At 69.9% G+C, this 19,201-nt stretch carries 19 protein-coding genes and 1 pseudogene; 18 read left to right on the top strand and 2 right to left on the bottom strand.

Annotated features, from left to right (window positions below; translation table 11 throughout):
• The 17 genes and pseudogenes from AB0300_RS02110 to AB0300_RS02030 all read left to right on the top strand — a co-directional run bounded on the left by AB0300_RS02110 (position 1) and on the right by AB0300_RS02030 (position 16,097).
• Positions 1–561 (top strand): tripartite tricarboxylate transporter TctB family protein, encoded by a 561-nt coding sequence (locus AB0300_RS02110; RefSeq protein ID WP_082758408.1) that lies wholly within the window; start codon positions 1–3, stop codon positions 559–561.
• A pseudogene (locus tag AB0300_RS02105) lies at positions 561–2,107 on the top strand (tripartite tricarboxylate transporter permease). Before AB0300_RS02110 ends, AB0300_RS02105 begins: the two are co-directional and overlap by 1 nt.
• Positions 2,108–2,153: 46 nt before the next feature.
• Complete coding sequence (locus AB0300_RS02100; RefSeq protein WP_025102380.1) at positions 2,154–2,951, top strand: sulfite exporter TauE/SafE family protein; 798 nt, start codon at positions 2,154–2,156, stop codon at positions 2,949–2,951.
• Between the two features lie 191 nt (positions 2,952–3,142).
• Entirely contained in the window at positions 3,143–4,147 is a 1,005-nt protein-coding gene (locus tag AB0300_RS02095; protein ID WP_062765192.1) for an SIS domain-containing protein, read from the top strand.
• 19 nt (positions 4,148–4,166) lie between these two features.
• Positions 4,167–5,450, top strand: coding sequence for an extracellular solute-binding protein (locus AB0300_RS02090; RefSeq protein ID WP_161973035.1), 1,284 nt, complete (start codon positions 4,167–4,169; stop codon positions 5,448–5,450).
• A gap of 65 nt (positions 5,451–5,515) precedes the next feature.
• Positions 5,516–6,397, top strand: coding sequence for a sugar ABC transporter permease (locus tag AB0300_RS02085; RefSeq protein ID WP_085606364.1), 882 nt, complete (start codon positions 5,516–5,518; stop codon positions 6,395–6,397).
• A 1-nt stretch (position 6,398) separates the two neighbouring features.
• Positions 6,399–7,241 carry a carbohydrate ABC transporter permease gene (locus AB0300_RS02080; RefSeq protein WP_126893303.1) on the top strand — a complete coding sequence of 281 codons (843 nt, stop codon included), beginning with the start codon at positions 6,399–6,401 and terminating at the stop codon, positions 7,239–7,241.
• The gene (locus AB0300_RS02075) at positions 7,238–8,152 is read left to right on the top strand and encodes a PfkB family carbohydrate kinase (RefSeq protein ID WP_082758402.1); all 915 of its coding nucleotides are present in this window, start codon (positions 7,238–7,240) and stop codon (positions 8,150–8,152) included. Before AB0300_RS02080 ends, AB0300_RS02075 begins: the two co-directional genes overlap by 4 nt.
• Positions 8,153–8,166: 14 nt before the next feature.
• Positions 8,167–8,904: a GntR family transcriptional regulator gene (locus tag AB0300_RS02070; protein WP_025102374.1), complete on the top strand. Its 738-nt coding sequence runs from the start codon at positions 8,167–8,169 to the stop codon at positions 8,902–8,904.
• A gap of 93 nt (positions 8,905–8,997) precedes the next feature.
• Complete coding sequence (locus tag AB0300_RS02065) at positions 8,998–9,453, top strand: MaoC family dehydratase N-terminal domain-containing protein (protein WP_062765177.1); 456 nt, start codon at positions 8,998–9,000, stop codon at positions 9,451–9,453.
• The gene (locus AB0300_RS02060; RefSeq protein ID WP_062765173.1) at positions 9,450–9,854 is read left to right on the top strand and encodes a MaoC/PaaZ C-terminal domain-containing protein; all 405 of its coding nucleotides are present in this window, start codon (positions 9,450–9,452) and stop codon (positions 9,852–9,854) included. The genes AB0300_RS02065 and AB0300_RS02060 overlap by 4 nt, the downstream gene beginning before the upstream one ends.
• On the top strand, positions 9,851–10,981 hold the full coding sequence (locus AB0300_RS02055) for a UDP-N-acetylmuramate dehydrogenase (RefSeq protein WP_062765170.1): 1,131 nt from the start codon (positions 9,851–9,853) through the stop codon (positions 10,979–10,981). Before AB0300_RS02060 ends, AB0300_RS02055 begins: the two co-directional genes overlap by 4 nt.
• Positions 10,978–11,688 carry a FadR/GntR family transcriptional regulator gene (locus AB0300_RS02050; RefSeq protein WP_085606360.1) on the top strand — a complete coding sequence of 237 codons (711 nt, stop codon included), beginning with the start codon at positions 10,978–10,980 and terminating at the stop codon, positions 11,686–11,688. Before AB0300_RS02055 ends, AB0300_RS02050 begins: the two co-directional genes overlap by 4 nt.
• A gap of 136 nt (positions 11,689–11,824) precedes the next feature.
• On the top strand, positions 11,825–13,252 hold the full coding sequence (locus AB0300_RS02045; RefSeq protein WP_062765164.1) for a four-carbon acid sugar kinase family protein: 1,428 nt from the start codon (positions 11,825–11,827) through the stop codon (positions 13,250–13,252).
• Positions 13,249–14,139 carry an NAD(P)-dependent oxidoreductase gene (locus AB0300_RS02040; protein WP_062765161.1) on the top strand — a complete coding sequence of 297 codons (891 nt, stop codon included), beginning with the start codon at positions 13,249–13,251 and terminating at the stop codon, positions 14,137–14,139. Before AB0300_RS02045 ends, AB0300_RS02040 begins: the two co-directional genes overlap by 4 nt.
• Positions 14,140–14,178: 39 nt before the next feature.
• The gene (locus AB0300_RS02035) at positions 14,179–15,600 is read left to right on the top strand and encodes a GntP family transporter (protein ID WP_062765157.1); all 1,422 of its coding nucleotides are present in this window, start codon (positions 14,179–14,181) and stop codon (positions 15,598–15,600) included.
• Positions 15,601–15,695: 95 nt separating this feature from the next.
• A complete protein-coding gene (locus AB0300_RS02030; RefSeq protein WP_062765154.1) occupies positions 15,696–16,097 on the top strand; it encodes a VOC family protein in 402 nt (133 codons plus the stop codon).
• A gap of 93 nt (positions 16,098–16,190) precedes the next feature.
• On the opposite strand, the gene AB0300_RS02025 is transcribed toward AB0300_RS02030, so the two are convergent.
• Both AB0300_RS02025 and ald read right to left on the bottom strand, forming a co-directional pair.
• A complete protein-coding gene (locus tag AB0300_RS02025) occupies positions 16,191–17,393 on the bottom strand; it encodes a pyridoxal phosphate-dependent aminotransferase (protein ID WP_126893305.1) in 1,203 nt (400 codons plus the stop codon).
• A gap of 81 nt (positions 17,394–17,474) precedes the next feature.
• The gene (gene ald, locus AB0300_RS02020) at positions 17,475–18,569 is read right to left on the bottom strand and encodes an alanine dehydrogenase (RefSeq protein ID WP_102208876.1); all 1,095 of its coding nucleotides are present in this window, start codon (positions 18,567–18,569) and stop codon (positions 17,475–17,477) included.
• Between the two features lie 106 nt (positions 18,570–18,675).
• Here ald and AB0300_RS02015 point away from each other — a divergent pair, with 106 nt between their 5' ends.
• Positions 18,676–19,194, top strand: a complete 519-nt coding sequence (locus AB0300_RS02015; protein ID WP_029989076.1) for an Lrp/AsnC family transcriptional regulator — start codon at positions 18,676–18,678, stop codon at positions 19,192–19,194.
• Positions 19,195–19,201 lie beyond the last annotated feature (7 nt).

Raw genomic sequence — 19,201 nt, 5'->3', positions numbered from 1 at the left:
ATGACGACCGGGTCTTCCGGACCCGGCGAGGAGGTGCGGACCGACGCCCGTCGGTCCGCACGCCTCGTCGCGTCCCTGCCGCGGGGGGAGCTCGTCTTCGCCCTGCTCATGGTGGCGCTCGGCGTGTTCGCGTTCGCCGGTGTGTTCACCATCCATGTGCCCGCGGGTGGCCAGGTCGGCCCGACGGTCTTCCCGCTGTTCGTCTCGGTGCTGCTGCTCGGCTCCTCTCTCGCCGTCGTGGTGAGCATCCTCCGCGGGCACCGCGGTGTGCCGGAGGAGGGGGAGGACGTCGATCAGAGCCTGCCGACCGACTGGCTCACCCTCGTGAAGATCGTGGCGCTCGTGGTCGCTCATCTGCTCCTCATCGAGCCGCTCGGCTGGGCCCCGGCAGCGGCGCTGCTGTTCGGCGGCGTCGCGTGGGCGCTCGGCGCGCGGCGGTGGTGGATGGCGCTCCTCATCGGCGCGGTCATCGCGCTGGTCGTGCAGGTCGTGTTCGGCGGTCTGCTCGGGCTCTCGCTCCCGTGGGGACCGGCGCTCGGCTGGCTGGGAAGGACGTTCTGATGGACAGCTGGAGTCTGCTCCTCGAGGGGTTCGCGACCGCGCTGCAGCCCCAGTACCTCGCGTTCGCCTTCTTCGGCGTGCTGATCGGCACGGCCGTGGGCGTCCTGCCCGGAATCGGGCCGGCGATGACCGTCGCCCTGCTCCTTCCGCTCACCTACACGCTCGAGCCGGCCGCGGCGCTCATCACGTTCGCGGGCATCTACTACGGCGGCATGTACGGCGGGTCGACCACGAGCATCCTGCTGAACACCCCGGGGGAGTCGTCGTCGATCGTGACGGCGATCGAGGGCAACAAGATGGCCAAGCTCGGGCGGGGTGCAGCGGCGCTGGCCACCGCGGCGCTCGGGTCGTTCGTCGCCGGAACCCTCGCCACTGTGGGCCTGACGCTGCTCGCCCCGGTGCTCGCGCAGTTCGCCGTGAACCTCGGGCCCGCCGACTACGTCGCGCTCATCGTCGTGGCCTTCGTCACGGTCGGCGCGCTCATGGGGTCCTCCGTGCCGCGCGGCCTGCTGTCGCTCGGCGTCGGCCTGTTCCTCGGCCTGGTCGGCACCGACTGGCTCTCGGGCAGCAGCGGTACACGCTCGGCCTGCTGCCGCTGGCGGACGGCATCGACGTGGTGCTCGTGGCGGTCGGGCTCTTCGCCGTCGGCGAGACTCTGTACGTCGCGGCCCGGCTGCGGCACGGCGCGATCGACGTGATCCCCGTGTCGCGCGGGTGGCGCAGCTGGATGACGAAGGACGACTGGCGCCGCTCGTGGAAGCCCTGGCTCCGCGGCACCGCCATCGGCTTCCCCATCGGCACGATCCCGGCCGGTGGCGCCGACGTGGCGACCTTCCTGTCCTACGCCACCGAGCGCAAGCTCTCGCGGCGCAAGGACGAGTTCGGCCGCGGGGCCATCGAAGGCGTCGCGGGCCCGGAGTCGGCGAACAACGCCGCGGCCGCGGGCGTGCTCGTGCCGCTGCTGACGCTGGGCCTTCCGACGACGGCGACCGCCGCGATCATCCTCACGGCGTTCCAGACGTACGGTCTGCAGCCCGGACCGCAGCTGTTCACCGGACAGGCAGACCTCGTGTGGGCACTGGTGGCGAGCCTCTACATCGGCAACGTGATCCTGCTCGTGCTGAACCTGCCGCTGGTGGGCATGTGGGCGAAGCTCCTGCAGATCCCGCGGCCGTATCTATACGCGGGCATCCTCCTGTTCGCCGCCTTCGGGGCGTACGCGCTGAACTTCGCGGTCGTCGACATCCTGATCCTGCTCATCATCGGCGTCCTCGGCTACTTCCTGCGGCGGTACGGCTTCCCCGTCGCGCCGCTGGTGGTGGGCATGATCCTCGGGCCGATGGGGGAGGAGCAGCTGCGGCGCGCGCTGCAGCTCAGCCAGGGCGACCTGACGACGCTCATCGCGCAGCCGTTCTCCGCGGTCGCCTACGTCATCCTCGCGCTGCTCATCGCCGGCGGTCTGTGGCTGCGGCGTCGGCAGCGCCGGTACGAGCAGGCGCTCACGGAGTCCATCGCGGTGCCCGTCAAAGCGGACTCGGAGGTCTGAGCCCGCACGATTCGAGGAGGGGAGAGGCCGGGAGTAGGCTGATCCGGTGAGCGATGCGACGGTCCTGAAGCGCGGACCCCGCGCCTACGCCACGTTCATCGGCATCGGCCTCCTCGCCGGCCTCCTCTCCGGTCTCTTCGGCGTCGGCGGCGGCACGGTGATCGTCCCGCTGCTGGTGCTCCTGCTCGCGTTCGACCAGCGGCTCGCGGCCGGGACCTCGCTGGCGGCGATCGTCCCGACGGCGACCGTCGGCGTCATCTCCTACGCCGCATCGGGCTCCGTCGCCTGGATCCCGGCGCTGATCCTCGCGGCCGGGGCCGTGGTCGGAGCGCAGATCGGCACCCGCCTGCTCCCGCGGATCTCGCAGACCGCCCTCCGCTGGGGCTTCGTCGGCTTCCTCGTCGTCGTGATCGTGAGCCTCTTCCTCGTGATCCCCTCGCGCGACGCCGTCTTCGAGCTCACCTGGCTCACCGGGATCGCCCTGGTGGTCGTGGGAATCGGAACGGGCATCCTGGCCGGGCTCATCGGCGTGGGCGGCGGTGTCATCGTCGTCCCGGTGCTCATGCTCGCGTTCGGCACCAGCGACCTCGTCGCGAAGGGCACCTCGCTGCTCATGATGATCCCGACCGCGCTCTCCGGCACGGTCGGCAACCTCCGCAACCGCAACGTCGATCTCCTCGCCGCGCTGCTCATCGGCGTCTCGGCGTGCACCACGACGGCCCTCGGCGCCTGGCTGGCGACCATCGTCGACCCGACCGTCGGCAACCTCCTCTTCGCCGCGTATCTCGTCGTGATCGCGGTGCAGATGGCCCTCAAGGCCGTCCGCGGGCGCCGGCGCGGCTGACGCCGCGGCCGCCGTTCCTGCGGCGCGAGCCGACCGCTGAAGCGCGCCGGACCCGTCCCTTTCCCTGACTCCCGCGAACGATTTTCGCCGCGCCCCTTTACAGGCGGTGCTGCGCTCGCTATCGTCAGTCATCACATGACGTCATATAACGAGTCATGATGTTTGATCGAAGGTCATCAGAAGGGACCATCTTGTCTGCCACCGCTCTGTTCGTCGACTCCGCCGCTATCGAGAACCAGCTCGCTGCGGCCCGCCAGGCGATCGCGACCCGAGACACCATCTCGCGCGTCGTGCTCACCGCCTGCGGCGGCTCCTTTGCCGTCATGCAGCCCATCGAGTACCTGTTCGGCACCAAGGCGGTGTCGCTCGAGGCGACCGCACTCAATGCTGCCGAGTTCACCAGCCGCGCCTCGTCGCGCGTCGACGCCGACACCCTCGTCGTGCTCTGCTCGCACTCCGGCACCACGCCGGAGACGGTCGCCGCGGCGAAGCACGCACGTGAGCGCGGTGCGCTCACGGTCGCCTTCACGTTCGACCCGACGTCGCCGCTCGCCGAGGCATCGGAGCACGTGGTGGCGTATCAGCACGGCGAGGGGAAGAGCGAGGCCCACGTCGGCCCCGCGCTGCTGCTGCGCTTGGCGGCCGGCATCCTGGACGACCGTGAACAGGCCGGCATCGCCGGTGCGGTCGACGAGGCCGTCGCCCAGCTGCCGACCCTCGTGCCGGCAGCGCGCGAAGCGCACTCCGCAGCCGCCGATGCCTGGGGATACCGCCACCGTCGCGAGCCCCTCATCTACACGATGGCGGCAGGCTCCAACTACGGCTCCGCGTACTCGTTCGCCATCTGCCTGCTGCAGGAGATGCAGTGGGTGCACTCCGCCGCCATCCACGCCGGCGAGTACTTCCACGGCCCCTTCGAGATCACCGAGGAGGATGTGCCGTTCATCGCGCTGCTCGGACTCGATGAGACTCGGTCCGTCGAGCAGCGCGCGGTGGACTTCGTCACGAAGCACTCGGATCGGGTGCTCGTCCTCGACGCCCAGGAGTTCGGCCTCGATGTCGTCGCTCCGGAGGTGCGCGGCATCGTCGCCCACCTCCTCTTCAACGTCGTGCTCCGCGCGTACGCGGATGCACTCGCCGACCACCGAGGACACCCCCTCAGCGTGCGCCGCTACATGTGGCGCATGGAGTACTAGGAACGAAAGGATCGCAACGATGCGAACATCAGCCCGGATCGGCGTGGCGGCTGCGGCCGCCGCCGCCCTCGTCCTGCCCCTGGCCTCGTGCGCCGGCGGCGAGAGCGAGGCCTCGGACGGCCAGGTGGAGATCAGCTTCTTCCACCGCTGGCCCAACGAGCCGAAGAACTCGTACTACACCGACATGGTGGCGGAGTTCGAGAAGGAGAACCCCGACATCAATGTCTCCGTCGAGAGCGTGCTCAACGACGCCTACAAGGACAAGGTGAAGGTCGTCGCGGGCTCCGCCAACGCTCCGGACGTCCTGTTCACCTGGAGTGGCTCGTTCGTGGACGAGCTCGTCTCCAACGACGCCCTGCTCGATCTCGGGCCGTGGCTCGAGGAGGACACGGAGTTCCGGGACAGCTTCTACCCGAGCCAGTTGGAAGCCTTCGAGGTCGACGGCACCTCCTACGGTCTGCCGGTGGGGATGCAGTCGAAGCTGTTCTTCTACAACAAAGACGTGTTCGAGGAGCTGGGCCTCGAGCCGCCGGCGACGTGGGACGAGTTCATCGACGTCCTGGAGACGATCCAGGACGCCGGCATGACCCCGATCGAGTACGGCGCGCAGGAGCAGTGGACGATCGCGCACTACGTCGGCACGCTGAATCAGCGTGTCGTCGATCCGGAGGTGTTCGCAGCGGATCAGGATCCGGCGACCGGCGCGTTCACGGACGAGGGGTATGTCCGGGCGCTGGAGCGCTTCCAGGAACTCGCCGAGTACATGAACGACGACCTCACGGCCGTCGGGCATGAGATCGCGCGTAACGCCTGGATCGCGGGGGAGGCGCCGATCATGTACATGCAGAGCGCCGAGGTGGGGTACTTCGGCGACGCGCAGTTCGAGTACGGCACGTTCAACTTCCCTGCGGTCGAGGGGGGCAAGGGCGATCCGGCGGAGCTGACCGGAGCTCCGGAGGGCTTCGCGATCTCGAAGACCACGAAGCACCCCGAGGAGGCGCAGCGGTTCCTCGAGTTCCTGCTCAGCAAGCAGAGCGGCATCGCCTATGCGGAGCGCGCGGGCGAGCTGAGCCCGGTCAAGGGTGCGGTCGAGGAGGCGGACGTGCCCGAGATCTCACGGGAGCTCGCCCAGGGGATCGTCGACGCCTCGGCGATGACGACCTGGCTCGACAACGCCTACGATCCGCAGATCGTGCAGGCGTACCTGTCCGAGACTCAGCTGATGCTCAGCGGCCAGCAGACCCCCGAGGGAGTCATGGCCGCCGTGCAGGAAGCCGCGAAGCGCGTGCGCGACGCCTCCTGATCCGCACCGGGGCCGCCGGCATCCTCGGCCGGCGGCCCCTCCCACCTTTCGGAAGAGACACCGTGATGAGAACACGCTCTCGAGCCTGGTCGAACCTGCTCTACGTGCTTCCCGCGATCATCCTGATCGGGGTGTTCGTGTACTACCCGCTGGTCGCCAATGCGGCCTTCGGCTTCTTCTCCTTCAGCGCCGGCAGCGGCGAGATGCGCTTCGTCGGCCTCGACAACTTCGCGCGGCTCTTCGGTGATCCGATCATCGCGACGGCCCTGGGCAACAACATCCTGTACGCGATCGTCTCGATCGTGTGCCAGGTGGGTGGTGCCCTCGTGATCGCCGCCTGGCTGACCCGGCTGCTCGGTCCGCGCATGGGCGCATTCCTGCGCAGCGTGTACTTCCTGCCCGCCGTGATCTCGATGACCGTGATCGCGCTGCTGTTCACGTTCGTGTACAACGCCCGCGGCGGACTCCTCAACGCTCTGCTGGAGGCGATCGGACTCGGCAGCCTGCAGACGGCGTGGCTCGCCGATGTCGACACGGCGATGGTAGCGGTCATCGGCGTCTCCCAGTGGCAGAGCATCGGCTACGTCTGCATGCTCTACGTCGTCGCACTGCAGCAGATCCCGGAGGAGTACTACGAAGCCGCGTCGCTGGACGGCGCCGGACGGGTTCGCCAGTTCTTCAGCATCACCGTCCCGCAGGCCAAGGAGATGATCTTCGTCGCGATGATCCTCACCGTCTCCGGCGCTTTCACGGTGTTCAACGAGCCTTACATCCTGACCAAGGGCGGTCCGGGAAACACCACCCAGGTCCTCGCGACCTATATGTACAACCAGGGTTTCTTCCAGAACGAGATGGGCTACGCCTCGGCCATCGCGAGCCTGATCTTCGTGATCACGCTCGTGCTGTCCGTCGTGCAGATGGTCTCGTTCCGAAGCGGGAGGCAATGACATGAGCAGTACCCGGCTTCGTCCGGCGGAGCGTATCCGCCGTGCTCCGGTCCAGGTGATCCTGGCCGTCTACGCCGTCGTGATCGCCTACCCCCTGCTCTGGATGGTGATCTCTTCGTTCAAGTCCTCATCCGAGATCTTCGCCGATCCGTGGGGGCTGCCGTCGGTCTGGCTCGTCCAGAACTATGCCGCCGCCTGGGATCGCGGGATCTCCGACTACTTCCTCAACTCCGTCATCGTCACGGTCATCTCCACCGCCGCGACCGTCGCATTCGCGGCACTGTGCGCCTACGGCATGGTGAGGCTGTCGAGCCGCGTGGCGAACGTCGTGTTGATCGTGGCGATGGGCGGGCTGGTGGTGGCACCGCAGGTGAGCCTCATCCCGCTCTACCGCCTTCTCGACACGATGGGACTGCTGAACACGTACTGGGCGATGATCCTCCCTTATGTGGCGTTCCGTCTGCCGATGGCGATCCTGCTCATCCGTTCGGTCTTCCTCGGCATCCCCCGCGAGCTCGAGGACGCCGCGACCATCGATGGCTGCCGCTCGTTCGGCGTCTTCCGGCACGTCTACCTGCCGCTGAGCGCGTCCGTGCTGACGACCGCCGCCGTCCTCACCGGTTACTTCGCCTGGAATGAGTTCCTCTTCGCGATCGTCTACATCGACGCTGATGCGCTCCGCACCATCCCCGCGGGACTCATGTCGTTCCGCGACTCCCTCTCCACGGAGTGGGGTGTGCTCCTGGCAGGATTGACCATCGCGGCCCTGCCCATCGTGGTGGTGTTCCTCGCGCTGCAGCGGTACTTCGTCGCCGGCGTCGCGGCGGGGAGTGTGAAGGGATGACGATGGATACGGATCAGCTCCGGGATGCGCTCGCCGCGGTCCCACCGCCCTCGCTGGTCGGCGTCGGGGACAACGTGCTCGACTGCTATCTGCATGAGGACCTGGCCTACCCCGGGGGCAACGCCCTGAACGTCGCCGCGTACAGCCGGCTCTTCTTCGGCGGCACAGCCGGATTCGTCGGGATCATGGGAGACGACCGTTTCGCGGACCACGTGCGGGGCGTCCTCGACGAGGTCGGAGTGGACGGCGCCCGCATCAGACGCGTGCGCGGCGCGAACGGCATGGCTTTCGTCGCGTTGGACGAGGACGGCGACCGGCGCTTCGTCGCCTCGAACCGCGGGGGAGTCCAGGCCGAGCTGCGGCTGCGTCTGAGCGAGGCCGATCACGAGTACCTCTCCGGCTTCGACCGCGTGCACACCTCGGTCTACTCGTCGTTGGAGCCGGAGCTTCCGGCCATCGCGGAACGGGGGAGCCGCGTGTCGTACGACTATTCCGACGACGCGTCGCCGGATGTGATCCGGGCGACAGCTCCGCACGTCGACGTGGGGTTCTTCTCCGGCGGCCACCGCAGTGATTCCGAGATCGACGCCCTCGGCCGCTTCGCCGTGGCCTGCGGTATGGGGTCGGCCGTGGTGACGCGGGGTGCCCGCGGCTCTGTCGGCTTCGACGCCACTTCCGTGCGGCGTACCGGTATCCGCGAGGTCGACGCCGTCGATGCGCTCGGCGCCGGGGACGCCTTCCTCACCGGGTTCCTCGCGGCGCGGGCGGGCGGGGCCGATCTCGCCGAAAGCCTCGATATCGCCGCTGTCAGCGGAGCGCTCGCCTGCACGTTGCGCGGGGCGTTCGGATACCCTGTGCATGCGGGGGACGACGCACGCGCGCAGATGCTGCGACGATACCCGGCGCCGTAGAGGAGGACTCCGACGTGACTCAGCTGTCGTCAGCCGTCGGTTCGACCCCGCTGCACGAACAGGTGCGAAGCCTGCTGATGCGGGAGATCGACGCCGGGACCTATGCCGAAGGCGAGCGGCTTCCGTCCGAACCCGAGCTGTGCGAGCGCTTCGGTGTCAGCCGGATCACCGTGCGGCGGGCGGTGGCCGACCTCGAGGGCCTCGGCATCGTGCGTCGACAGCAGGGCCGTGGGACCTTCGTCGCTCCGCGACGCGAGGTGATCGGCGCCATGACCCTCGGTGGCTTCGCGGACACCGTGGTGGCAGACGGGGTCAAGTCCCGACGGATCATGCGCGCTGAGACGACCCCCGCCGACGAGAAGCGCGCGCGCCGCCTCGGCGTCCCCGTCGGCGACCCGGTGTTCCGGCTGGTACGCGTCTTCGCTCTCGACGGCATCCCGCTCTCCATCGACGACAGCCGGTATTCTCTGACGCGCTTCCCGGATTTCGATCGGCACATCGACCACGACACCTCCACGTATCAGGTGCTCCGCGACGTGTACGGCGTCGAGTTCTCGGAGATGTACCGCGAGATCGACGTCGGCTTCACGACCGCGCAGACCGCGGAGTGGCTGGCCCGCCCGGAGCACGATCCGCTCATCGTCGTCCGGAAGCGCGCACTCGACCGGGCTGGTGAGGTCGTTCACACGTCACGGGTGAAGGTCGTTCCGAGTCGGATGACGCTGAACATGGTGGTTCGCTCCCAGGGATGAGGGCAGCCCGGGTCTCGCGATGCCGCATATCGTCCGGGTTTCCGCCGGCCCCGCCCGGACCGGACTGTCGGCGTGCCTCGGTAGGATCGACGGGTGGCAGTGAACCAAGAACTCGTCGGCCGGGAGTTCCCGCCGACCGCCCCCTACCTCGTCGGGCGGGAGAAGGTGCGCGAGTTCGCGCGCGCCGTCTTCGCCGACGCCCCCCAGCACACCGACGTCGAGGCGGCCCGTGCGGCGGGCTTCGCCGACGTCGTCGCGCCGCCGACCTTCGCGATGGTCCTGCAGGACCTCACGCTGCAGCAGCTGCTGGCCGAACCGGATTCCGGCATCGTCCTGGCGCGGTCCATCCACGCCGAGCAGCGGTTCCGCTACACCAGGCCGATCGTCGCGGGAGACGAGCTGACGGCGCAGCTGCGCGTCACCGGCATCCGCATGATGGGCGGCAACGCCATGATCACGAGCGAGGCCGAGATCACCGACGACGGGGGCGCGCATGTCGTCACCGCCACGAGCGTGCTGCTCGTGGGCGCCGAGGAGGAGGCCGCATGAGCGCGTTCACCGTGGGAGACGTGCTGGCCGAGCGCACCGTGCACCTGACGAGGGAGTCTCTCGTCCGCTACGCCGGCGCCTCCGGGGACTTCAACCCGATCCACTACCGTGACGACGTTGCCGCCGCGGTGGGCCTTCCCGGCGTGCTCGCGCACGGCATGCTGACCATGGGGATCGCCTCGTCCGTGGTCGTCGCCGCGCTCGACCCGCAGACCCGGATCCTCGACTACGGCGTGCGCTTCACGAAGCCCGTGGTGGTCGATCCCGAGACCGGCGCCGACGTGCACGTCGTCGCGACGGTCGGCGCGGTGGACGACGAGTCCGCGCGCATCGACCTCAAGGTCACGACGGGCGAGACCACCGTGCTCGTCAAGGCGCAGCTGCGCGTCGCCGTCCGATGAGCGACGTCGAGCCGATCCGGCTGGCCGAGCTCACCACGCTCCGCACCGGCGCCGCTCCCGCGCGCATGCGCGAGGCGACGACGACGGCGGAGCTCGTCGAGGTTCTCCGGGAGACCTGGGCGGAGGGCGACCCCTGGCTGGTGCTCGGCGGGGGCTCGAACCTCTTCGTCGGCGACGAGCCGTTCGAGGGCACCGTCATCCGCATCCGCACGAGCGGCATCGAAGAGCTCCCGTCGCCGCACGCCGGCCGCATCCGCCTGCGCGCGCAGGCCGGACACGGCTGGGACGACCTGGTGTCGTACGCGGTCGAGCGGGGCTACGCCGGGCTCGAAGCCATGAGCGGCATCCCCGGCACGGTCGGCGCCGCGCCTGTGCAGAACATCGGCGCCTACGGGCAGGAGATCCAGGAGACCCTGGTCGAGGTCGAGCTGATCGACGAGGACTCCGGCGAGATCTCCACTGTTCCGGCGACCGAGCTCGGGCTCGGATTCCGCACTTCGGTGCTCAAGCACCATCACGGGAGCGAGCCGCAGCGCCGGGCCGTGATCCTGTCCCTCACGGTCGATCTCCTCGTCGCCCGCGAACGCGTGGTCCGCGGGGAGCAGCTGCGACGCGCTCTCGGTCTGACCGACGACACCCCGGTGCCGCTGACATGGGTCCGAGAGCGCATCCTCGCCACGCGCGCATCGAAGGGCATGCTGCTCGACGCCGACGACCCGGACACGCACGGGGTCGGCTCCTTCTTCCAGAACGCGATCGTCACGGCCGCGCAGGCCCGGTCCCTCCCGCCGGAGTGCCCGCGCTGGCCGGTGGCCCCCGATCTCGACGCCGTGACCGTCATTCCCCTCGCCTCCTACGACGGACACGTGCCGCCGACGAAGACCGAGGCCCCGGACGTGAAGGTGAGCGCCGCCTGGCTGATCGAGCAGGCGGGTATCCGCAAGGGGTTCAAGCTGCCCCGCTCGCGGGCGTCCGTCTCGACCAAGCACGCGCTGGCCCTGACCAACCGGGGCGGTGCCACGGCGGCCGAGGTCGCCGAGCTCGCCCGTTTCATCCAGCACCGTGTGCACGCCGAGTTCGGTCTGGTGCTGCAGCCGGAACCCGTTCTGGTGGGCGTCGACCTGTGACGAAGCTCGAGCGGGTGTCGCGGACGCAGGCCGTCGTGGACGGACTGCTCGACGCCATCATCGCGGGTCGGCTCGAGGCCGGACAGCCGCTGCCGCCCGAGGGGGAGCTCGCGGAGCAGTTCGGGGTCTCCCGCCTCACGATGCGCGAGGGCGTCCGCCTCCTGCAGGCGCAGGGCGTGATCGTCGCGGTGCCCGGCACCCGACACCGCATCGCGCCGACCGACGAGTGGACGGGCCTCGACGCGGTCGTCCGGCACGCCCAGAGCGCAGGCGCCCGAGAGCGCTCCTCGCTGGAGATGCTCGAGATGCGCATGATGTTCGAGACCGGGGCGGCGGAGTTCGCGGCGGGTCGGCGCACCGAGGAGCACCTCGCCGAGATGGCCGCGCTCCTCGAGGAGATGCAGGCGGCGCACGAGCGGGCCGACGTGGACGCCTTCGTGGCCGCTGACCTCGCCTTCCACGACGTGATCATCCGCGCGGCGGAGAACCGCATCCTCGTGGCCTCGATGCGCCCGCTGACGACGATGCTGCAGGCGACCCGCAGCGAGACGAGCGCCATCCCGGACATCCGGGAGCACGCGCTGGAGGAGCATGCGGCGGTGCTGGACGCGATGCGGACCGGGTCCGGTGCGGCTGCCCGCCAGGCCATGCGCAGCCACATGCGCCAGACCCGCGACGACCTGCTGCACTACGTCCACGGGCGCTGAGCAGTACGCTCTCCGTCGGTTTGGAGGGACGGTGATCGTGAGGTACGCTCATCGTTATCTGATATCGGATAACGATGCAGATTCCCCTGGCCCGTGGCCCCCACCACGGGCCATCTTCCGGAACGAAGGAGTTCGTGTGCACATCGACGACCTGCTGGCCCCCCTGCCTGCACCCGTCGCCGTCACCGCGGCCGACGTCCGCACCGAGGTCGACCCCGCCGACGTGCTCCTCGTCCTCGACGACGACCCGACCGGCACGCAGTCGGTCGCGAACCTCCCGGTCCTCACCCGATGGGAGCGCGCCGACCTGGACGAGGCGCTCGCGACCGGCGCCGCCGCCGTCTATGTGCTCACGAACACCCGGTCCCTCGACGAGGAGGCCGCGGCCGCCCGCAATCGCGAGATCGTCGACGTGGCCCTCGCCGCCGCCGAGGCCCAGGGGCGGCGCGTGACGTTCGTCTCCCGGGGCGACTCGACGTTGCGCGGCCACTTCCCGCTCGAGACCGATGTCCTCTCCGCGGAGATCGGATCCCGCACCGGCCACGCCCCCGCGCTGACCCTGCTCGTCCCCGCATTCCCGGACGCCGGGCGCATCACGGTCGACTCTGTGCACTACTGGGTGACCGACGGCGAGGCCACCCCGGTCGGCGAGACGCCGTTCGCGGCGGACGCGACCTTCGGCTACGCCTCTTCCGACCTGCGCGAGTGGGTCGCCGAGAAGACCGGCGGACGCATCCCGGCGTCTGCGGTCGCGGGTCTCGACATCCGCACCATCCGCGCCGGGGTGGACGCCGTGGCCGGATTCCTCGAGGCGCTGGCCGACGGCACGGTCGTTGTGGTCGACGTGGTCGAGGAATCGGACATGCGCGTCGTCGCGCTCGCGCTGCACCGCCTGCGGGACCGCGACGTGCTCCTCCGAGTCGGTCCGCCCTACGTGCGCGCGCACATCGGACAGGAGATCGCCGAGCCGGTGCGGGCGGAGGACATCCCCTTCGCGCACGATCGCGGCGGTCTCGTGGTCGTCGGAAGCCACGTGCCGCTCACCACCGCCCAGCTCGAAGCCCTCACGGCGGCGCGGCCCCGCACCCGCACGGTCGAACTCGACGTGCGCGCCCTCGTCGGCCCCGACCGCGAGTCCCATCTCGAGACGCAGGCGCACGCCGTCGCCGAAGCGCTCGCCACGGGGACCGTGATCGTGCACACCACCCGCGAACTCATCACGGGCGCCGACGGCGACGAGAGCCTGGCGATCGCCCGCCGCATCTCCGGCGGCGTGGTGGAGCTCGTGCGTCGGGTGCTCGCCATCGCTCCGCCCCGCTTCGTCATCGCGAAGGGCGGCATCACGTCGAGCGATGTCGCGAGTGAGGCCCTCGAAATCCGCCGGGCCACCGTGCTCGGTCCGATGCTGCCCGGCCTCGTCTCGCTGTGGCAGCCGGAGACCGGCCCCGCGGTCGGCATCCCGTACGTCGTGTTCGCCGGCAACGTCGGCGACGCGGACTCCCTCGTCACGGTCGTCGCCACGCTCGCAGGCGACGATGGAAACAACCCGGAAGGACACTCATGACATCCACCGTCGCTGTCATCGGACTCGGCGCCATGGGGCTGCCGATGGCCACCCGCCTCGCCGAGCGCTTCGCGGTGCGCGGCTTCGACATCGCCGCCGAGCGCATCGCCCTCGCCGCAGAGGCGGGTGTCACGCCGGCGGCGTCCGCGGCCGACGCCGTCGACGGTGCCGACGCGGTGCTCGTCGCCGTCCGCACCGGCGCGCAGCTCGAGGCGCTGCTCTTCGGTGAGGACGGGCTCGCCCCGCACCTCGCCGACGGCGCGGTCGTGATCCTCACCAGCACGGTGGGCACGGACGGCATCGATGCGATCGCCGCCCAGCTCGCCGCGCACGGTGCGCAGCTCGTCGACGCTCCGCTGTCCGGAGGGCCGGTCCGTGCCGGGGAGGGCGACCTCCTCATCGTCGTCGGCGCCACCCCGACCGCTCTGGAGACCGCGCGGCCCGTGCTCGACCAGCTCGCCTCGACGCTGTCCATCGTCGGCGACAAGCCCGGGGACGGCCAGGCGCTGAAGACCGTCAACCAGCTCCTCTGCGGCGTGCACATCGCCGCGGCCGCGGAGGCGCTCGCGCTCGCCGACGCCCTCGGACTGGACCGCGCCCGCACGCTGGACGCGCTGACGGCCGGTGCCGCGAACTCCTTCATGCTCGGCAACCGCGGTCCGCGCGCCCTGCAGGCCTACGACGAGGAAGGCGCCGAGGTGCTCAGCCGCCTCGACATCTTCGTCAAGGACCTCGGCATCGTCGGCGACGCCGCCCGCCGGGCGCACCTGTCCACGCCGGTCGCCGCCGCGGCCGAGCAGCTGTTCCTCCTCGGCGAAGCGCAGGGCCTCGGCGCCCTGGACGACTCCGCCGTCATCCGCGTCGTCGCACCCGAACGACTGTCCTGAGCGCGACGTCGCGCCCTCACTGAAAGAAGAGATCCAGAGATGCTTCCTCTTCCGATCCTCATCCTGATCGGCCTGGCAGGCCTCGGCCTGCTGCTCCTGCTCATCATCCGGTTCAAGATGCAGGCGTTCTACGCCCTCATCCTCGTGTCGATCATCGTCGGCATCGCGGCAGGCCTGCCGCTGACCACGATCCCCGCCGACGGCGACACCCCCGAGCAGCTCGGCGTCATCCAGGCGATCATCGCCGGTGTCGGCGGCACCCTCGGCTCGGTGGCCGTGCTCGTCGCCCTCGGCTCGATGCTCGGCAAGATCATCGAGCTGTCCGGCGGCGCCGAGTCGCTCGCCGGACGCTTCACCAGCTGGCTGGGCCCGAAGCGCGTCGGCATCGCGCTCGTCATCGCCGCCGGCATCCTGGCGATCCCGGTGTTCTTCGACGCCGGCTTCATCATCCTCATCCCCATCGTGTTCGCCTTCTCGAAGGTGGCCGGTCTCAACCCGATCAAGTTCGGCCTGCCGGTCGCGGGCATCATGCTCGCCGTGCACGTCGCGGTGCCTCCGCACCCGGGCATCGTCGGCGGTTCGGCGATCCTCGGTGCCGACATCGGCTGGGTCACGATCTTCTCCCTCGCGATCTCCGTGCCGCTCGGCGTGCTGTCCTACCTGGTGGCGAAGTGGATCAACACCCGCGAGTTCGCGATGCTCGCGGCCACGAAGGAGATGTACGACAACTTCGGGACGGAGAAGTCGACGCTCACCGGCGGACTCGGCGAGGGCGAGAAGGCGCCGGGCGCAGGCACCGTCCTCGGCCTCATCCTCCTGCCGCTCGTGCTCATCATGCTCGGCACCGCGGTCGCGCCGCTGTTCGAGGCGGGCACGTTCTGGAACGGATTCCTCAGCATGGTCGGTCAGCCGATCTTCGCCCTCATGGTCGCGATCGCCGCCGCGATGTACCTGCTCGGCGTGCGCCGCGGCTGGTCGGCCTCCCATCTCGGCGAGGTCATGGAGTCGGCGCTGCCGGCCGCCGCCGTCATCATCCTCGTCACGGGTGCCGGTGGTGCCTTCGGCCGCATCCTCACGGAGACCGGGATCGGTGGAGCGGTCGCCGAGGTGCTCGCGTCCAGCGGCATGCCCCTGCTCCTCGCGGCCTTCCTCATCTCCCTCATCATGCGTGCCGCCCAGGGGTCCGCCACCGTCGCGATCGCCACCACCGCGGGGCTCCTGCTGCCGTCGGTCTCCGCGATGGGGCTCGATACCGTGCACACCGCGCTGCTCGCGGTCGCCATCGGCTACGGCGGCCTCGGTCTCAGCCACGTGAACGACTCCGGATTCTGGGTGGTCACGCGATACCTGGGCCTCTCGGTCAAGGACGGTCTGCGCACGTGGACGCCGCTCACGACGGTGCTGGGCGTGGCCGGCTTCGCGCTGACCTGGATCCTGTACGCGGTGATCCCGGTCTCCTGACCGCGCTCCTATGAACGGCCGTCGCCTCCGGGTGGCGGCCGTTCGTCGTCCCCGGCGGGTGGCCGCCGGGGGCTGCCGCGGACTACGCTCGCGGGATGAGCGGACTGATCCCGTACCTGCTGTTCCCCGGCAACGCCGCCGAAGCGCTCGGCCACTACCGCGACGTCTTCGGCGGCGAGCTCCAGCTGATGGACTACGCGAGCGCGGGTCGTCACGACGGTCCGGGCGATGCCGTCGCGCACGGACAGCTCAGCGGGCTGGTCGAACTCGCCGGGGCCGACGCGGGAGCCGATGACGACGCGGTCCAGATGAGCGGGATGTTCCTCTCGCTCCTCGGCACCGCCGCCCCCGGAACGCTGACCCGCTGGTACGACGAGCTTTCCGCCGGCGGCCGCGTCATCGACCCGCTGCAACAGCGCCCGTGGGGAGATTTCGACGGCACGCTGGTGGACCGCTACGGCATCCGCTGGCTGATCGGCTTCCACCCCGAGGACTGACCGCCTCCCTCGCCGAAACCCCGCGTTCACGCCGAGACCCCCTCGAACCTGCGCAGGTACGAGGGGGTCTCGGCGGTAAAGCGGGGTCTCGGGTCAGGAGGAGAACAGACGCTGGAGGCGCTGCACGCCCTCGAGGAGCTGGTCGTCACCGAGCGCGTACGACATGCGGATGTAGCCCGACGGACCGAACGCCTCGCCGGGGACGACCGCGACCTCGGCCTGGTCGAGGATGAGGTCGGCGAGCTCCAGCGAGGTGGTCGGGGTCACGCCACCCCAGGTGCGACCGAGCAGGCCCTGCACGTCGGGGTAGACGTAGAACGCGCCGAGCGGGTTCGGGACCACGAGTCCGTCGATCTTCGACAGCTCCGACACGATGAGCTGGCGGCGGCGGTCGAAGGCCTCGCGCATCTTCTCGGCCTCGTCCTGCGGGCCGTTGAGCGCCGCGATCGCCGCCTTCTGCGCGACGTTGTTCACGTTGCTCGTGAGGTGCGACTGCAGGTTGCCGGCGATCTTGATGGCGTCGGCCGGACCCACCATCCAGCCCACGCGCCAGCCGGTCATCGCGTAGGTCTTGGCGACCCCGTTGACGAGGATCGTCTGGTTCGCGGCCTCCGGCACGGCCTCCACGATCGAGGTCGCCTTGACGCCCTCGTAGGTGAGGTTCTGGTAGATCTCGTCGCTGATGATCCAGATGCCGTGCTCCACCGCCCACTCGCCGATGGCCTTCGTCTCCTCGGCCGTGTACACCGAGCCGGTGGGGTTCGACGGCGACACGAACACGAGGACCGTCGTGCGGTCGGTCCGGGCGGCCTCGAGCTGCTCGACGGTCACCTTGTACTCCTGGTCGGCGCCGGCGAAGACCTCGACGGGCGTGCCGTCGGCGAGACGGATCGCCTCCGGGTAGGTCGTCCAGTACGGGGCCGGCAGCAGCACCTCGTCGCCGGGGTTCACGACGGCCTGGAACGCCTGGTACACCGACTGCTTGCCGCCGTTGGTGACGATGATCTGGCCGGGGGAGACCTCGAGCCCGGAGTCGCGGAGCGTCTTGGCGGCGATCGCCTCGCGCAGCGCCGGCAGCCCGGGAGCGGGGGTGTACCGGTAGCTCGCGGGGTCGGCCAGTGCCTCGGCCGCCGCATCCACGATGAACTGCGGCGTGGCGAAGTCGGGCTCGCCCGCGGCATACGAGATGACGAGCTTGCCCTCGGCCTTGAGGGCCTTGGCCTTGGCGTCGACCTTGAGGGTCGCGGACTCGGCGATGGCGGACAGCTTGCGGGAGAGAGGAGCGCGTTCGGTCACGGTTACGAGCGTACTCGGGTCGATACGGCGGGGGAGGTGTGGGATGACGCCAAGATCCGAGGTTCTTTCGGGTTCGGCAGGTCAGTCGGTCGTGAGGCCGTGCGCCTGGGCGACGGCGTCCAGGGTGATGCGTCCCCCCTGCACGTTGAGCCCCTTCGCGAGGGCAGCGTCGTCGGAGGCCGCCCGCTCCCAGCCCTTGGCCGCGATCGCCGAGACGTAGGGGAGGGTGGCGTTCGTCAGCGCCCGGGTCGCGGTCGTCGGAACGGCGCCCGGCATGTTCGCGACGCAGTAGTAGATCGAGTCGTGCACCGCGAAGGTCGGGTCGTCGTGCGTGGTCGGACGGGAGCCCTCGAAGCAGCCGCCCTGGTCGATCGCGATGTCGACGAGCACGGACCCCGGCTTCATGGCCGCGACCATGTCGTCGGTCACCAGCTTGGGGGCCGCGGCGCCGGGGATGAGGACCGAGCCGATCACGAGGTCCGCCGTCGTCAGCTCCTCGGCGATGTCGTACCGGCTGGAGGCGCGCGTCTCCAGAGCACCGCCGTAGCGGTGCTCGAGCTCGCGCAGGCGGGGGAGCGCCACGTCGACGACGGTGACCTTGGAGCCGAGTCCGAGCGCGTTCGCGGCGGCGTGCTCGCCCGCGACGCCGCCGCCGATCACGACGGTCTTCGCCCGCGGGGTGCCGGCGATGCCACCCAGCAGCATGCCGCGGCCGCCCTGCGAGCGCAGCAGCGAGTGGGACCCCATGATGACGGAGAGGCGGCCGGCGATCTCGCTCATCGGCACGAGCAGCGGCAGGGTGCGATCCGGCAGCTGCACGGTCTCGTAGGCGACGGCGGTCGTGCCGGCCGCGACGAGCGCCTCGGTCAGCGGGCGATCGGCCGCGAGGTGGAGGTAGGTGAAGAGCGTGAGGTCGGGACGGAGGAAGCCGTACTCCTCGGCCACGGGCTCCTTGACCTTGATGAGGAGGTCGGCCTCGCCCCACGCGTCGGCGGCGGTCGCGACGATCTCGGCACCGGCCGCGCGGTACGCGTCGTCATCGATGCTCGACCCGACGCCGGCTCCCGACTGCACGAGCACGCGGTGCCCTTCCCGCACGAGCCGATCGGCGCCGGCCGGGGTGAGGGCGACGCGGTTCTCGTTGTTCTTGACTTCGGTCGGGACGCCGATCTTCATCGATCCTCCAGGTGTCGGGGCGCAGGGTGCAGACAAGGATCGCAGAAACGTCGAGACATCGACAGATTCGATGAAGACTCTTCGGTGAAGGCTCGAATCCTGAATAATGCTTCGTATGACCACCGCCGCCGCGTCATCCGAGCCGAACAGCGTTCGGGCTCCCGCGCTCGACCCCACCGACGCGCGGATCGTGCAGCTCCTCACCGCCGACGGCAGGATGACGAACGCCGAGCTGGCCGGACGACTGGGAGTCGCCCCGTCGACGGCACACGCACGCCTGCGCGGGCTGATCGAGCGCGGGGTCATCACCGGGTTCCACGCGAGCGTCGACGAACGCGAGCTCGGCGCCGGACTCCAGGCGATCATCGGCGTCAGCCTGCGCCCGGCCGCCCGGCGGGAGAGCATCGTGGAGTTCGCGGACCGCGTGCGTGCCCTGCCGCAGGTGATCCAGGTGTTCTTCCTCGGCGGGGACGACGACTTCCTCCTGCACATCGCGGTCGCCGACTCATCGGAGATGCGCGAGTTCGTGCTCGAGCACCTGTCCGCGCAGAGCAGCGTGGCATCGACCCGCACGAGCATCGTGTTCGACTACCACCGCAACTCGGTCGCCGCGTCGTTCCACTGAGTCGGCG

Origin of the sequence: Microbacterium sp. NPDC078814 (genome assembly GCF_040702645.1) — a bacterium.
Classification (GTDB): domain Bacteria; phylum Actinomycetota; class Actinomycetes; order Actinomycetales; family Microbacteriaceae; genus Microbacterium.
Note: the sequence above shows the minus strand (reverse complement) of the source record. Positions and strands in the feature narration are given on the sequence as shown.